General features: G+C 64.8%; 14 protein-coding genes. 8 read left to right on the top strand and 6 right to left on the bottom strand.

What is annotated here, in order from left to right; translation table 11 throughout:
• Window positions 1-60: 60 nt before the first annotated feature.
• The 3 genes from ABZ382_RS29415 to ABZ382_RS29405 all read right to left on the bottom strand — a co-directional run bounded on the left by ABZ382_RS29415 (window position 61) and on the right by ABZ382_RS29405 (window position 2487).
• A complete protein-coding gene (locus tag ABZ382_RS29415) occupies window positions 61-1323 on the bottom strand; it encodes a GH25 family lysozyme (protein ID WP_357095493.1) in 1263 nt (420 codons plus the stop codon).
• Window positions 1324-1615: 292 nt separating this feature from the next.
• Window positions 1616-1915, bottom strand: a complete 300-nt coding sequence (locus tag ABZ382_RS29410) for a hypothetical protein (RefSeq protein ID WP_357095490.1) — start codon at window positions 1913-1915, stop codon at window positions 1616-1618.
• Window positions 1915-2487 carry an NUDIX domain-containing protein gene (locus ABZ382_RS29405; protein WP_357095488.1) on the bottom strand — a complete coding sequence of 191 codons (573 nt, stop codon included), beginning with the start codon at window positions 2485-2487 and terminating at the stop codon, window positions 1915-1917. The genes ABZ382_RS29410 and ABZ382_RS29405 overlap by 1 nt, the downstream gene beginning before the upstream one ends.
• A gap of 206 nt (window positions 2488-2693) precedes the next feature.
• Between ABZ382_RS29405 and ABZ382_RS29400 the strand changes: the two genes are divergently transcribed.
• A complete protein-coding gene (locus tag ABZ382_RS29400) occupies window positions 2694-3380 on the top strand; it encodes a DUF4253 domain-containing protein (protein ID WP_357095485.1) in 687 nt (228 codons plus the stop codon).
• Window positions 3381-3410: 30 nt separating this feature from the next.
• On the opposite strand, the gene ABZ382_RS29395 is transcribed toward ABZ382_RS29400, so the two are convergent.
• Together ABZ382_RS29395 and ppk2 are read right to left on the bottom strand one after the other, a co-directional pair.
• Window positions 3411-3938 carry an AAA family ATPase gene (locus tag ABZ382_RS29395; RefSeq protein WP_357095482.1) on the bottom strand — a complete coding sequence of 176 codons (528 nt, stop codon included), beginning with the start codon at window positions 3936-3938 and terminating at the stop codon, window positions 3411-3413.
• Window positions 3939-3989: 51 nt separating this feature from the next.
• Window positions 3990-4928, bottom strand: coding sequence for a polyphosphate kinase 2 (gene ppk2 / locus ABZ382_RS29390; RefSeq protein ID WP_357095479.1), 939 nt, complete (start codon window positions 4926-4928; stop codon window positions 3990-3992).
• 167 nt (window positions 4929-5095) lie between these two features.
• On the opposite strand from ppk2, the gene ABZ382_RS29385 reads away from it, so the two are divergent.
• Together ABZ382_RS29385 and ABZ382_RS29380 are read left to right on the top strand one after the other, a co-directional pair.
• Entirely contained in the window at window positions 5096-5674 is a 579-nt protein-coding gene (locus tag ABZ382_RS29385; protein ID WP_357095477.1) for a PadR family transcriptional regulator, read from the top strand.
• Window positions 5674-7134: a DHA2 family efflux MFS transporter permease subunit gene (locus ABZ382_RS29380; protein WP_357095474.1), complete on the top strand. Its 1461-nt coding sequence runs from the start codon at window positions 5674-5676 to the stop codon at window positions 7132-7134. Before ABZ382_RS29385 ends, ABZ382_RS29380 begins: the two co-directional genes overlap by 1 nt.
• A 65-nt stretch (window positions 7135-7199) precedes the next feature.
• Here ABZ382_RS29380 and ABZ382_RS29375 read toward each other — a convergent pair whose 3' ends face one another.
• The gene (locus ABZ382_RS29375; protein WP_357095471.1) at window positions 7200-8318 is read right to left on the bottom strand and encodes a methyltransferase; all 1119 of its coding nucleotides are present in this window, start codon (window positions 8316-8318) and stop codon (window positions 7200-7202) included.
• A gap of 640 nt (window positions 8319-8958) precedes the next feature.
• Here ABZ382_RS29375 and ABZ382_RS29370 point away from each other — a divergent pair.
• From ABZ382_RS29370 to ABZ382_RS29350, 5 genes are all read left to right on the top strand, one after another.
• On the top strand, window positions 8959-10104 hold the full coding sequence (locus tag ABZ382_RS29370) for a cytochrome P450 (RefSeq protein WP_357095469.1): 1146 nt from the start codon (window positions 8959-8961) through the stop codon (window positions 10102-10104).
• Between the two features lie 173 nt (window positions 10105-10277).
• Entirely contained in the window at window positions 10278-11279 is a 1002-nt protein-coding gene (locus tag ABZ382_RS29365; protein WP_357095466.1) for a polyprenyl synthetase family protein, read from the top strand.
• 18 nt (window positions 11280-11297) lie between these two features.
• Window positions 11298-12254 carry a UbiA family prenyltransferase gene (locus ABZ382_RS29360; RefSeq protein ID WP_357095464.1) on the top strand — a complete coding sequence of 319 codons (957 nt, stop codon included), beginning with the start codon at window positions 11298-11300 and terminating at the stop codon, window positions 12252-12254.
• 52 nt (window positions 12255-12306) lie between these two features.
• Window positions 12307-14016, top strand: coding sequence for a prenyltransferase/squalene oxidase repeat-containing protein (locus ABZ382_RS29355; RefSeq protein ID WP_357095461.1), 1710 nt, complete (start codon window positions 12307-12309; stop codon window positions 14014-14016).
• Window positions 14009-15280, top strand: a complete 1272-nt coding sequence (locus ABZ382_RS29350; RefSeq protein WP_357095458.1) for an NAD(P)/FAD-dependent oxidoreductase — start codon at window positions 14009-14011, stop codon at window positions 15278-15280. Before ABZ382_RS29355 ends, ABZ382_RS29350 begins: the two co-directional genes overlap by 8 nt.
• Window positions 15281-15299: the final 19 nt, after the last annotated feature.

The raw sequence follows: 15299 nt of genomic DNA, 5'->3' as shown, positions 1-15299 counted from the left end.
ACGTTAGCACCGCCGCAGCAGCCTGCGGCGGTGGCCGCAGGCTGCTGTCCGCGATCCGTGCTATCGGACGGGCAAGTGAGCACCGTCGGTATCCGGAACCAGGATCGGCGAGGTCGCCGGTTGACGCCGTCCGACCGGCCGGTTGAGTGCGACCGATACCGCCCGGGTGTCCGCCGCCGGCTGGGGTTCGCGACCGCACTTGCGGATGAGGTCGAAGAGGTCGCCGTCGAATTTGTCGACGCAGCAGGTGTGCTGATTGCCGACCACCCCGTCGGAGGCGAACTGCAGGATGGTGGGCTTGCGTCCGGACATCACGTTCCAGCCAACGGCATGGTCGCCGACGCCCTGGTACTGCTCCTTGAACGGGCGGGGCGCGCCGGAGCCGTTGTAATTGCTGGCCCAGATGTCGTAATCGCCGGGCAGCGAATCGCCGTACATCCAGAACGGCGTGTATCCGATGACGTACCCGGGGGCGCCCCGGTCGGCGAGCCGCTGTTTGGTGAGTTCCACGGCTTGGAGCACCTCGTCGGCGCTGGGCGGGCGCGGGGCATTCGGCGACTGCTCGGCGTCGACCTGCCAGATCCACGGCCGCTCCTTCCACCACGGCGTCTGCTCGTCGACACAGCTCACCCAGAAATCGACCTGCTCCTCGATGTCTCCCGGCCACAGGAAGTGGTAGCTGCCGAGCACCGGAATTCCGGCGTCGCGAGCCCGCTCGAGGACCGTCTGATAGTGCTGGGATCGCCAGTCACTGCCTTCGCTGGTCTTGTAGATGAAGAACGAGATCCCGTCGGTCTGAGCGGCGACCATATTCATTGGCCCACGGCCGAAGTCGAAGTCGGAGGCGTCCCAACCCCAGACCGGTGCCGTGTTGGCGACGGTCGTGGTGACGGCCGTGGCGGGTGTTCCGGTGATCTCGGGATGGACCCGGTCGGGCGCGGACCCGCCGGCGAGCTGCTCCAGCTGCGTCATCAGATCGGACGAGGTCGCCCAGTGGATGTGGTCGAAGTGGCCGATGGACGAGGGCGGGCCGTACGGGCCGCCGCCGGGGAACTTCTGCTGATTCTTGACGTAGAACCCGTCATCGTCGGCGAACGGCGTCGAATGGATGAGCTCGACGGTGTAGTTCCAATACCTGTCGTACATCCACTTGGCGAAGTCCCGCATCTTGACGTCATCACGATCGCAGCCGATATCGATGGCCGCCGTCGGCGAGCCCTCGTAGGACAACCCGTAATGGTGCGATTGCAGGCCGTGATCGCCGTCCATGCCACTGGTGATCCGCAACTCGTCGGCTCTCGGATAGGTCTCGAGAAACTTCACCATCCTCTTCCCCAGAGGACCGAGCACAACGCCCGGAAACTGTTGTATGGCCATGACTCTCTCCTCGGTACGGATGGTGTGAAAGCCCGCGGAAACCAGGGCGATTTCCGCCGCTCACGGCGACCGACGTGCTGTGAGAATCAAAGAATTGCATCGGGATTCAGCACTGTAACGAGTGCTCTACTACGTGCCTTCCGCCCGACCCGACCCGAAACCCCGGGCGACCGCCCAGCAAGCCCCCGCCACCCCGAACCGCACCCCCAGACACGCTGACGTCAGAGCAAGTAGTCCGCTACCTGCACCTAATGTCCTGTTCGACCCTGTCCACGATCGCGTCCAGCCCCCACGCGGCATCGATCCGGACTTCATCAACGAACGGGAGCGGCTGCCACCCGTGGTACCACTCCGCCATCTGCTCAGCCGTGAACTCCCGGGCCTGAGCCCGCCCGCCATGCCGCAGCACCGTTTCGTCGAAGGAGAGATCGAACCCGTAGTGCAGCGCACGGTCCGCCGATCGACCGAGGCGATCGAGCATCCCGCCATATCGATCAGCGTCGAGGATCCCCTCCACGATCACCACCAGCACACTCACTACAGACTCCGCGGCCGCAGAACGCTTTCGAGCTTGCGGATGAACCGCGGCAGGTGCGGATCGGTCGCGGGAAGCCGGCTGGGCTCGAGGTCCCACCACCGAGCACCATCGAACTCACCTGGATCGAGCGGATATCCACGATCACGATCCCCCCGAATCACGAACCAGAGCGACACGTCGACATGCCCGGCCGTCAGCCCGACCGTGGTGGTCCGAGTGAGAAACAGCGGACTCTCACCCACCACATCGAACACAGGCTCGATCCCGAGCTCCTCCCCGGCCTCCCGCCGCGCCGCCTCCAGCGGATGCTCCTGCGGCTCAACATGTCCGCCCATCGGCAAATGCAGCCCCGCCATCCGGTGCATCCCTAGGTAAACCCCACGCTTGTCCGGATCGACAAGGACCACGTAGGCGACTAGATGCGGCGAGGGCGTCGCGGGTTTCGCGCGCCGGAAGATGTCATCAGTCGACGCCACCCACTCCAAAGTCGTTGCAATATGCCGCCGTTCGAGATCATCGAACGGCGAGATACTCCCAACAAATTCCGACACCACAGCGGTCGCAGCCTGCATACCGGCGGACCCTACACCGCCGGACCGACAATCCGGCCACGTCGATGGGCCTCGAGCCAAGACGTCAACGCAGCGCCCAATCCTTGTCGGAGGGAACCCGTAGATTCTCAGTCGTGAGGGACTCATTCGTCTTTCCCGCAGTGCCCGACGGTCTCCCGCCTGGTGGTACCGTCACCGCTCGGGGTGGACGGTATGACGGACGTGAGGTGCTGTGGACCTCCGACGCCAGTCAGCCGGACGCTGGCCTGATCTGGAGTTGGCTGTATGACCTGCGCTCGACAACCGGCCTGTATCCGTTGCTTCTGGACGCCCCGAAACTTGTGGGCTCGCCGCCCCATCGCCCGTGGCACAGTGGGGAACTCGGGTTCGTGCCCAAGGAGAGTATCGACGAGCTCGATCCGAATCTCGAGCTGCGCGGATTATGGTTCGTCACCGATTTCGATATCGAGTACGACCCGCTGAAACCATTCGAGTGGCCGGGGTTGGCGGCTCCCGGTCTCGCGGACGAGGACGGACCGGATGACATCGCCCACTGGCTGGCGCAGGAGCTGGTAGGCGAGTCCGACTGGCTGATCGGCCTGGTCCCGGCAACGCGCGGAGCCGACGCGGTCACACTGTTCGGTTGGAATGGCGCGGTGAACTACTACGACAGCAGCGCAGTGATCTCATCGGTACTGCGATCATGGGAAGACCGCTTCGGGGCTCGTGTTGTCGGGGTCGGTTTCGACTACCTGGAACTGTCGGTGTCCGCACCACCCCGCACCCACGCGCACGCTGTGAGCCTGGCCATCGAGCATGAAGCATTGTGTCCGGACAACTTCGCGGATGACACCCTCGGCACATACGCAGACACGTTGATCAACCGCAGCAGTTGGCAGTTCTGGTGGGACTGACCATCGTGCGACCAGTAGGTCTCTGCGGTATCAGACCCGTGGTGCCCGAGTAGCCTCTGCTGCAATGCGCTCGGCGACCTGTGGGGGTCGCAGCTTGGTGGTGTCGACGACGTGGGCCTCTCGGCGGTGCCAGGAGCGGGCCTCGTCGTAGTCGTCGAGGTGTTCGAGGCGCCACGAGGAGTTCGGCATGATGGGGTCGGATTCGATGCGGCGCAGTAGCTCGCCCCGTTCCGCGTGTAGGACGAAGTGCCGCAGTGGGATTCCGGCGCATTCGAGCCCTGTACGGATCTCCTGCCAATACTGCTGGACGAGAACCGATTGGGGGATTACCAGCGTTCCGCCGACGTGGTCGAGAATCTGTGTTGCGGCCGCGACGACGAGCCCGCGCCAGGGTTGCCAGTCCTGGAAATCGCGAACCTTCTCGCTGGACAGGACGTGGCGCAGCATGAGCCCGACCTCCTCGGTATCGAAGAGGCGCGAGTCGGGCAGGATGGTGATCAATTCCTTTGCCGTGGTCGTCTTTCCGGCTCCGAACGTTCCGTTCAACCAGATGATCATGAGGCCCAGCGTATTCGGGCGGCCCGATCGTGTCGGTTTCCTCTTCTCTCGTCAGGAGCCGGCGACGTCGCGGGCGCGGCCGACGATGAGGGGGTCGGGCGGGGTGACGATTTCGGTGTCTTTGTTGTCGTAGTCGAAGAGGCCGAGGACGTGGCGCATGGCGTTGAGGCGGGCGCGCTTCTTGTCGTTGCTCTTGACCACTGTCCAAGGGGCGTAGTCGGTGTCGGTGTGGTCGAAGTTCTCCTCCTTGGCGGAGGTGTAGTCGTCCCACTTGTCCAGGGAGGCCAGGTCCATGGGGGATAGCTTCCATTGGCGGACGGGGTCGACCTGGCGGATGGCGAAGCGGGTGCGCTGTTCGAGAGGGGAGACCGAGAACCAGAATTTGACCAGGTCGATGCCGTCGTCGACGAGCATGCGCTCGAACAGGGGGACCTGGGTGAGGAAGCGGCGGTGTTGTTCGGGGGTGCAGAAACCCATGACCCGCTCGACACCGGCCCGGTTGTACCAGGAGCGGTCGAACAGGACGATCTCGCCAGCCGCGGGTAGGTGCTCGACGTAGCGTTGGAAGTACCACTGGGTCTGCTCGCGCGTGGTGGGCTTCTCCAGTGCGACCACTCGTGCGCCGCGCGGGTTGAGATGCTCCATGAATCGCTTGATGGTGCCGCCCTTGCCCGCGGCGTCGCGGCCCTCGAAAACGATGACCAGCCGACGACCCGTCGCCTTGACCCAGTTCTGCAGCTTGAGGAGTTCGATCTGCAGCAGCCGCTTGTCGGCCTCGTAATGGGTACGGAGTATGCGCTCGTCGTAGGGATACCCCTCACGCCAGGTGTCGACGACGAAATGTCCATCGGCGGTGAGCAGCCGGGGATCGTCGTCGTCGAGATCGTCGACCGTGAAGCCCGCCGTGTCGCTCAAATCGATCGCGGTCTCGAGATCTGCGATCTCGCTCAGGTCGCGCAGTAGTTGCTCTGGGGTCGCGAAATCGGTCATTCCCTCGACGCTAGGGACGATCCTCGACGGAACGGTGAACGCCCGCACTGTCTTCGGTGAACGGCGCGGCGGCGCACGCCGACTCGGGGAACCGATGAACAGATGATCGCACCAGGACGAGGCCGCCACCTGCTATGTTATTCTAATCTAGGTTAGGAGAACATGGCATGTACCTCAGCATCTTGATCCTGGCGGAGCTCACCCGTGGTCCCGCGCACGGGTATGAGCTACGCCGACGTGTGAGCAGCACGATGGGCGGGCGGGTGAATCTCAACGGCAACACCCTGTATCCGGCCCTTCGGCGGTTCGAGGCGGACGGGACGCTGATCAAGCGAGTCGAGCAGCAGAGCGGCTTCCCGGATCGGCTCGTGTACGAGCTGACCGAGACCGGTCGCGCGAAGTTGAACGACATGCTGCTGGACTTCGACGACACCTTGGCGCAGAGCGATGAGGAATTCCTCACGCGCGTCGCGTTCTTCAACCTGGTCGACCCGCCCGACGCCGTGCGGATCCTGGACACCCGGACGAATGCCCTCGAACGTCGTATCGCCTTCCTCGACGGACTCGAGGAATCCACTCCCACCGATCTGGACGGCGAAGGCGCCTACAGCCAGCGCGGGCGCATGTGGCAGGAGTCGGTCCTCGATTACAGCCGTGACCTGGTCAGGGCGGAGAGGCGTTGGTTGAACGACTTGCGTGGGCAGTTGGACCGGTCAATGCGAAACGCCAAGAACCCGAGAGCGTAATGGATATCAAATCGAGTTCGAGAACCACCGAACCCCCGTCGGCTCAGGTCGGAATGTCGTGGTTCGGTATGACAGGACTGCTTGTCGGACCTTTCCTTTCGATGGTGGACACCAATGTGCTCACGGTCGCCATCCCGAGTATCGCCAAAGCCATGAACTCCACGCCCGAGAACGTGCAATGGACGTTGTCGGGTTACCTTCTCGCCCTGGGCACCGCGCTGCCGGCTTCGGCCTACCTGGCGCGCCGCTACGGAATGCAGCGCACCTACCGGTGGTCCATGCTGGGATTCACCCTCACATCACTGCTGTGCGTGTTCGCGCAGACCCTGCCCTTGCTGGTCGCGGCCCGGGTCGCGCAAGGCGTCACCGCCGCGCCCCTGGTCCCGATGGCCATGGGAATCCTGTTCGGCGGCAAGGGCGTCGACACCGACCTCGGTGGCCGGTACGGCCGTGCACTGGCCGCCGTGCTGCTGTTCCTCGCTCCCGCGCTGGGCCCGACGATCGGCGGGTTCCTGCTCGGGATCTGGCCTTGGTGGACCCTCTTTCTCATCAACGTGCCGATCGGCATCCTGGGCTTGGCCGGAATGCGACAGGCCGCCAAGGCACTACCGCCCGACACCGTCGATCCACGGACTCGCCTGGATGTCGTCGGACTCGTCATGCTGGCGATCGGGCTCGCGCTCACCCTGCTGGCCCTGGGGCGAAGCGGCGAAACCGGTTGGCTGGCAATGGATGTCTGGCCGCTCTGGGTGGGTGGGTTGCTCGCAATCGCGGCGTACGCGATCTGGGCGCGCCGAGTCCCGTCGCCGGCGGTTCGGCTCGATCTGCTGACCATTCCGCAGAATCTGGTTTCGACGATTCTCATCACGATCGTGTCGGTGGTTCTGTTCGGAGTGCTGTTCCTGGTGCCGGTCGTACTCCGTGGCGCACAAGATGTTTCGCCGATCGGCGTCGGTCTGGCCCTGCTGCCACAGGGCATAGCGATGGGCCTGTCGAGCGATCTCGGCGAACGAGCCGGGCGAGCCGGGCACCTGAAGATCACGGTCATCGCCGGCATGCTGATCATGACCGTGAGCACCGCCCTGCTGCTGATCTATTCGGCAACAACCCCCTTGTGGCTGGTCGCCGTGATCCTTACCGGCCGCGGCGTCGCGGTGGGCATGGTGATCGGCCCGCTGATCTCCGCAATGCTGCGCGGCCTGCCGACCGAACAGGCGCCCGACGCCACCACCTTGTTCAATGTCGTCCAGCGCCTGGCCGCCGGAGTCGGAATCGCCGGCATCTCGAGCCTGTTCACCGCGCGGATCGTCCACCACCACACCGCCGATGGCACCGCCTCCGGGGCGGTGATCGCCGGCTTTCACGACATCATCGCGGTGCTCTCCGTGCTGTCGGTAGCCGGCCTGCTGCTGGCGCTGCTGGTACGAGCAGCTCGACCCGAATCATCCACCGCCGCTTGAGAACCGGCACGCGAATCGGCCGGCATCTCCCAGCCATGGGAGCTGCCGGCCGATGTCGCTCGTGATCAGGCGGGGGCACAGACGAACATCAGAGCGCCCGTCGCGGTCGCGTAGTCCCGTTCGATCGTCAGACCCGCGCTCGAGAACAGATCGGCCAGGTCTTCGGTGCGCCGGAGGCGGCCGCCGACCAACACCAGCGACAGCAGATCGGTGGAGGTGAAGTCGGCTTCGCGGGGCGGATGCCACTCGATGACGACGACCTTCCCGCCGGCCTCGGCGGCGCCGTGCCGACAGCCGTCGAGAATGCGAGACGCGTCGCTGTCGGGCCAGTCATTCAGCACGTTCGCCAGGAGGTACACATCGCCGTCCGCGGTGGGCAGTGGATCGAAGAAGCTCTGAGTCCGGACGCCGGCCCGCGTGCCGAAACCCGCCTCGGAGAAGGATGCGGCAGCCGCGGCTGTCGCGACCGGTAGGTCGACGAGTATGCCTGTGGTGTCCGGCGTCGCCTCGAGGATTCGTCGCAGGATGCTGCCGTTGCCGCCGCCGACATCCACGATCCGCCGAGCCGAGGCCCAGTCGTACTTCTCGATGACATCGGAGGTCCGCATCAGCGAGTATTCGGCCATGAAGGTGTCGAAGGCGTTGCCCAGGACGGGGTTTTCGGTCAGATCTTCCCAGAAGGTGCGTCCGAACCTCTGCGGATAGCCGGGCTTTCCGTGCCGAATCGAGTGCAGCACCTCCGCGGCCGCCTGTTCCAGGCGGCCGCTCGCGCCGTGTGGGTCGAGCCAGCTGGCCAGGCTGTGCGGATGATCCGTGCGCAGTACCTGTGCGCGTGGCGCCAGCCGGTACCGCGTCCCGTCCTGGCGGACAAGGACGTCGCGGGTGGCGAGGTAGTTCAACAGCCTTGCGAGGGTGGTGAATTCGGTTCCGGTGGCAGCGGCGAGCTCGGCCGCGGTGCGCCCGGCGTCGGCCAGCAGATCGGGTAGGCCCAGGCCGACCGCCGCGCGGACCGCATGGGGCCAGATGACGTCGGTCAGGTCTGTCAGGGAGGGGTGGGCGTCGGCGGGGAGTGCCTGGTCCTGCGCTCGTGCCGACTCGGAGCCGGTTTCGGTGCCGGCGCCGGGAACGGCTGTCCCGGGCTGGGTGGTCGACGGGCGCACGGGAGCTTCGATGTCTTGGTGCATGTCCGAACCTAGTGGGAGAGAGCCCGCAAAGGCGACTGGATGAAACTAATCTAGGTACAGATAATCTAGACACGCCTCATAGGTCGCCGCAATGGATCTGGGCTGTGAATTTGCCGTCGAATCGGATTTGCCTGCTCCGCAACCAGTCCGACGATTCCACCCCACGTGGCCGAACGCCAACGCCGTCTCGGTGTTTGGTCGGCGGCACCGGATCGTCTCGTGAACGACCGCGGCGTACGCCCCGGTGAAACCGGTTCTGACATCTACATTCGCAGCCTATCGGCTTGCTCTCGGGGCCGATCATGGTGAGGGATTCGGATTGGATGCTCTTGAAATCCATTGTTGCCGAGCGGGGGTGCACCGCGAGGGTGGATGTCCCGTTGCTGCGCAGATGATTTGCGATTAGTTTGCGGAAATCTATTCGGTGACAAGTAACGTGGAGGATCGCCACCCGTCGCCTTGATCGACCCGTTGACCAAGATCCACATGTGCAGTACAGTCACGGATAATTTAATCTACCTGCGACGGCGTCCTTCAGTGCGGCGGGGCGAAGTGCGACACCATTACAGGCAGAGTCCGTGGGGGTGCTCCAATGACCGGACAGCTTCTTCCTCAATTACCGTTCACCCGGGATGGCGTGTTGGATATCGCGCCGAAGTCCCGCTCACTACTCGGTGAACAGCCGATCGCCAGAGTCCGCACGGTCGCGGGCGGCGAAGCGTGGCTGGTCACTCGATACCGTTACGTCCGTGAGCTTTTCGCCGATCATCGCCTCGGCAGGTCACATCCCGAACCCGAGAACGCCGCGAGGATCAACAACTTCCTCCTGCTCGCCGGACCGCAGGGCGATATCGAGTCCGAGTACGCCGAACACAAGAAGATGCGGAATCTACTCACGCCGGCGTTCAGTCCGCGACGAATGCGCGTGCTACAGGGCCGAATCCACGAGATCGTGCACACCATGCTCGATGAAATGGCGAGGACCGCACCGCCAGTGGATCTGCACTCACGGTTCTCCTTTCCGCTCCCTGTTCAAGTCATCTGCGAACTGCTCGGGGTTCCTTTCGAGGATCGAGACAAGTTCCAGCAGTGGGCATTCGATCTGGGAAACATGTATGACGCGGAACTGTCGAAGACCGCGTATGAGCGCTTCGAAACCTACATGGCGGATCTGGTGGAGGCGAAGCGCCGATCGCCCGCGGACGACCTGATCTCGGATCTGGTCGGTATGGCGGACGACGACCAGCTGCTCACCACCGGCGAGATCGTCCGGTTCGCGGTGATCCTGCTGTTCGCGGGCCACGAGACCACCGTCGCCTATATCGATTTCGGCACCTTGTTCATGTTGATCAACCCGGAACAGCTGGCCATGCTGCGGTCACAGCCGGAGTTGCTCCCGCAAGCGGTGGAGGAGATCCTGCGGATAGTCGCGCTGGGCAGCACCGGTTTGCCGAGATATGCGCACAGCGATATCGAGATCGACGGCCACCTCATCAAGAAGGGTGAGGCCGTACTGCTGGCCGCGAATGTCGCGAACCGCGATCCCGACGCCTTCGAGGCGCCCGATGCGGTGGATATCACCGCGAAGCGCATGCAGCACATGTCATTCGGATACGGCCCTCGGCACTGTCTGGGTGCGGCCCTGGCGAGAGCCGAGCTCACCGCCGTATTCGGCACCCTGTTTCAGAAGTTTCCCGATCTGCGACTCGCGGTTCCCGTCGAGGAATTGGAACTCGGCCGCACCCACATGCTCGAGGGACTCACCCGGCTTCCGGTCGAATGGTGAACCGGCCCAACTTCTCCTGAGGCCCGTGTAATTCAACGCGCGGCCCTGCAGTGCTCGCCGAACAGTCGACAGTGTCGGTGTCATTCGTCGAGTCCGTCGTTGTCGACGGAGGCTGAAACAAGCCGAATTCTTGCGCTATCTTCTCGATGGGAACAAGCATGTCACGATCCTTGATGAACGATTCTTCGTTCAGTTCGAATGTCGATCCGTTCCGCAACCTCGAAGTTCTCGAATCACAAATAGTGCGTTGGTGGGACGGCCCGGATCGGCTCAGTTCGATCTGCCGGTACGCGCTGCTTCCGCCCGGCAAGATGTTCCGCCCCGTCCTGCTCGTGGAGGCCGGGCTCGCGGTGGGTGGCGAGTTGGATCACCTGCTGCCGGCCGCGGTCGGAACGGAATTCGGCCACGTGGCCAGCCTGATCCATGACGACATCATCGATCACGACGACTTCCGCCGGGGCCGGCCTTCGGTGCATGCGCAGCATGGTCTCGCGAACGCGATTCTCTCCGGCGACGCGCTGTTCTTCTCGCTGTTCGAAGGCTTGGTCCGATGCCACCGGAACGGCGCCCCAGCCGAGGCGGTCGTGGCCGCGCTCGATGTCGTCACCGAAGTGGGTGTAGCGCTGTGCCGCGGCCAGATGCGTGAAGACGAGATCACCGGCGACCTGAACGCCGATCCGGACGATTATCGAACGGTCATTCAACTGAAGACCGCCTCGCTGTTCCGCGGTGCGTGCGGCTCGGGCGCGATTCTGGGTGGCGGCGACGCGGAACAGATCCAGGCGCTCGAACGCTATGGCGAAAGCCTCGGCATGGCGTTTCAACTGGTCGACGACCTGCTGCCGTACACCAGTTCTCGCGAGACCACCGGGAAGCCGCTCGAGAGCGACATCCGGAACAAGCGGATCACCCTGCCGATCCTCGAGACCTATCGGCTGGCGGACGCTGGTCAACGCCGGCTGATCGAAGGCATTTTCGGCGCCACGGATCCGGATGAGGACGACGCACGTCGGATCCGGGTACTGGTCCATTCGGTCGGTGCGGTCGACTCGGTAGCCAAGCACGCGTTGGCCGAGGCGGAAGAAGCCCGCAACGCGCTTGTGGTACTGCCGAATTCGGGTAGCAAGGCCATACTCGAACGGTTTGTCGAGCTGGCGATCCTGCGGTTGGCTTGAGGCCTGGAGATGAAGACCGTGTTCGCGCATCTCGAGATGATGCGGCCGTATACCGCCTTCTATGTCGGGCTGGTGGGGCTGGCCGGGGCCTCGGCGTCGGGCAGTACCGATGCCGGGGGCTACCTGTTGTCCTGGCTGATACCGACATCGGCCTGGATCGCGGGTCTGTACGGTGGCGACTTCATCGACAGGGAACTGGACGCGCAGTCCAAGCCCCACCGGCCGATTCCGTCGGGTCGCGTGTCGGCGAGGACCGCGCTCGCCATCATGATCTCGATCATCGTGGTCGCAGCGTCACTCTCGGTGTGGCGAAATCCCTGGACCCTCGCGGTGGTCGGGGTGGCCACGCTGCTCGGAGTGTCGTACAACAAGGTCTTCAAACGGCGTGGCCTGAGCGGGCATCTGGTGCGCGGTTCGTTGACGGCCGCGGTGTTCGCGTACGGGGTGATGGTCGCGAACGCACCCTTCTCCTGGTGGATCGCGGCGGGCGCCTGCGCCTTCTGGCTGCAGGACGCCGCGTCGAATCTGGTCGGGGCGGTCCGGGACATCGATGGTGATCGTGCCGGCGGTTACCAGACCGTTCCGGTCCGGTATGGGATTGCGGTCTCCTCGAAGGTCGCGGGCGGATTGTCCGTCGGCTCACTCCTGATCGCCGGAATCGCCCTCTGGCACCGGGCGGGCGTCGATGTGGCGGTCCTGATCATTCCCTTCGCGCTCTGGATTCTGGCGCTGCGCCGGATTCCGACCAGCGCCGGCGCTGACAGGTTCCGAGCCGATGCCCTCGCCGCGCACGAGATCCTGGTCCTCGAGCGGCTGTTCCTCGCCGCGGCCTTCGTCATCGGCGGGATGGGCTGGATCGTCGGCACGGCTCTGCTGGCCGTGAGCGTCAGCGTGAGCCGCTTCGCTCAGCGAACCATGCGGGCTCGCTACGAATTCGGCGCCGACCCGATGACCGTCGACAGGGGAAGGCGATGAACGACCACACCACGGCGGCACTGCGCTGCAGCGAGCTGAAAGCGAGATTCCGATGACCGAACTGCTGAACCAGCACCCCGCGCTATCCGACAACGAAATCGATTCCGCCATAGCACGATCCGTCCAGTACTTGTTCGATCAGCAACGGGCCGACGGACTGTGGACCGATACCCTGCCTTCCTCGGCCGTCGGCACCGCACCGGCTCTGATCGCACTGCACTTCCACTCGCGCGAGCACGACGCCGCCGCCATCGCCGCGGGGGCCCAGTGGTTGCGCCGAACGCAGCTGGCTTCGGGCGGGTGGGGCGATACACCGGACGACCCGCCGAACCTGCACGGGACCGCATTCGCTGTGGGCGCGTTGGCGATCGTGGATCCGGACAACTCCGCGACGGCCATCGAGCGCGGTCTCGCCTTCATCGACGCGGAAGGCGGACTGGCCGCACTCTCCGACCGTGATCGGACCCCTTTGAGTCCGATCTGCCTGGTGTTCTGGGAATTGGCAGGTTTGTGTTCGAGCTCGGCGGTTCCGAGAATTCCGCTCGAACTCGCGCTGTTGCCACAGAGTCTGCGCCAGCGAATGTCCTTCACCGTGCCCGGCATCTTCGCATTGGGACTGATGCAGGCACGCACCCGGCGGCGTGCTCCACTGCGCCGGCTCCTGGACCGACTGGCCGAGCGGCCCGCCCTGTCGTACCTCGAACGGCTGCAACGCTTCGAGGGCTACATCGGCGGCTTCGAAGAGTCACCGATGCTGGTCGGCGTGGTCCTGCTCGGGCTGGCTCGCGCCGGTATCGACGACGACATGGTCCGGCGGTGCCGCGACTATCTACTGGCCACGCGGCGGGCGGACGGCTCCTGGTCGGTCAACCGTGATCTCGAACTGACCGCGAGTACCGCGGTGCTCATGGGGCTGCAGGAGGCCGGGTATACCGATGATCCGCGCCTGCGGATCTCGCTGTACCGGATCATGAGCGCGCAACGCGCCGAGTCCTTCCACGCCACCGGAGTCGGACCAGGGGGCTGGTCGTGGTCGATGCCCTCGGGGTGGCCGGATACCGACGACACGGCCTGCGCGCTGACGGTGATTCCGCCCTTCGCGGACCCGAAACTCGCCCCGCAGGTGCGACTGGGCGTCGAATGGCTGCTGCGGATGCAGCGACCGGACGGCTCCTGGGGTTGTTTCGTGACCAAGGGCATCGTCGGCTTGGATGCCCCGTGCCCCATGCTCACCGCACACATCATCGAAGCGCTCCAGATCAGCGCGGGCCTGGGGCCGCATGACCCGCCGGTCCGAAAAGCGCTCGATTACCTGGAATCAGCCCAGAATCCGGATGGATCGTTCACCACGATCTGGTACCGGAACCACGTGATGGGCACCGCGGCGGTGCTGTCCGCCTTCGGCAAGTTCTCACGGGCGCAGACGGATTCGGCGCGACGAGCCCGGGCGTGGCTGACCGCCGCTCAGCTCGACGACGGCGGCTGGGGCGACGGCGCGCAGGCCGCGGCATCGACGGAGGAGACCGCGTGGGCGTTGTACGCGCTGCTCCAGTCCGGCACGCCGGCAACGGAACCCAGCACAGCGTCCGCGGCGCACTGGCTCGCCGCGCACCAATTGGGGCACGGTGGCTGGACGCCGACGACGCTGGGTGTGTACTTCCCCGGTCTCTATTTCAACAGCGACCACATGGCCAATGGATTCGCTCTGCGCGCACTGGGCGCCTTCCAGCACCGCCGACTCCGGGACGGCGACGATGACTGACTACGACATCGTCATCTGCGGTGCGGGTCCAGGCGGACTGGTGCTGGCGGCGACGCTGGGCCGGCGCGGCCTGCGGGTACTGGTGTGCGAGAAGCAGAAGCAGCCGGTCGAGCAGTACAAAGGCGAAGTCCTGCAACCACGTTCCCAGCAGATCTTGCAGGAGCTCGGTTTGCTCGGGCGACTGACGAGCGCGGGAGTGGTCCACGCCGATGAACTGGAGTGCCGTGATGCCTCGGGCACCCGGCTGGTAGCACTCGATTACGCGCGGCTCAGCACACCGTTCAATCGGGTCTCGGTGCACTACTACCACGAGATCCAGCAAACGCTGGCGAACGAGCTGCCGCCCACGGTGCGGCTCGAATATGGCAGCGGAGTGCAGGAACTGGTGCGCGGCGAGCGGGGGAGGGTGATCGGGGTCCGAATCGGCAATGCCGGCGACGAGCCGCGCACCGTCTACGCCGCACTCGTCGTCGGGGCGGATGGGCAGGGGTCGCGATGCCGAACCCTGGCGGGGCTCGAGACGGGGAAAGTCAGTCGTTACGAACACGATCTGTTCGGATTCGACTTCCCGGACGAGGGCTCGCTACCCGCGCGGCTGACAGCCTACGTGACGACCGACGGTCTCCGGCTGCTGTATCCGATGCCGCACGGTCGCGGCCGGCTCTACGTGCAGGTGCCGATCGGGGCGTCGCGGGATATCCGGCGCGCCGGATTGAACGAATGGCTGGTGTCGGTCAGCGACGCGGTGCCCGACCTGCGTGATGTCGTGGCCACGCTGATCCGTTCGGATGAGCTCAAAGCCCAGACCTTGCCGGCGCGACGGTGCATTGCCCCGGCCTGGTGGACCCCGGGTCTGGTGATCATCGGCGACGCCGCGCACAGTGTGCATCCCATGGCGGGCCAGGGCATGAACTCGGCGATCGCGGATGCCGCGGCGCTGGCGGAGACCCTCACCGAGACCGACTGGGGCGCCGGAACAGTCCCGGATGCCCTGCTGGCCGAGTACGAGCGGTCCAGACGTCCTGGCCTGCAATATATCTCGCAGATCAGCCATCACTTGTCGATGGCTTTTACCTCGACGTCACCGACACTCCAGGCGATCAGCAAACGAATGATGCTCAGGAATGAGCACAACATCCGGCTCCAGCACATCCTCACCTACAACATGTCCGGTCTCGGCCTGCGCCCCATGACATTTCGGGACCGGTTCTATCAGCTCGGCGTGCTGTCCGATCCCCGCGCGAACACAGTGAGCCTGACATGACCCGCGCAGTCGAAAGGTG

The sequence above is a fragment of the Nocardia sp. NPDC005825 genome (assembly GCF_040630175.1).
GTDB lineage: Bacteria > Actinomycetota > Actinomycetes > Mycobacteriales > Mycobacteriaceae > Nocardia.
This window is presented reverse-complemented; position numbering and strand designations above follow the sequence as displayed.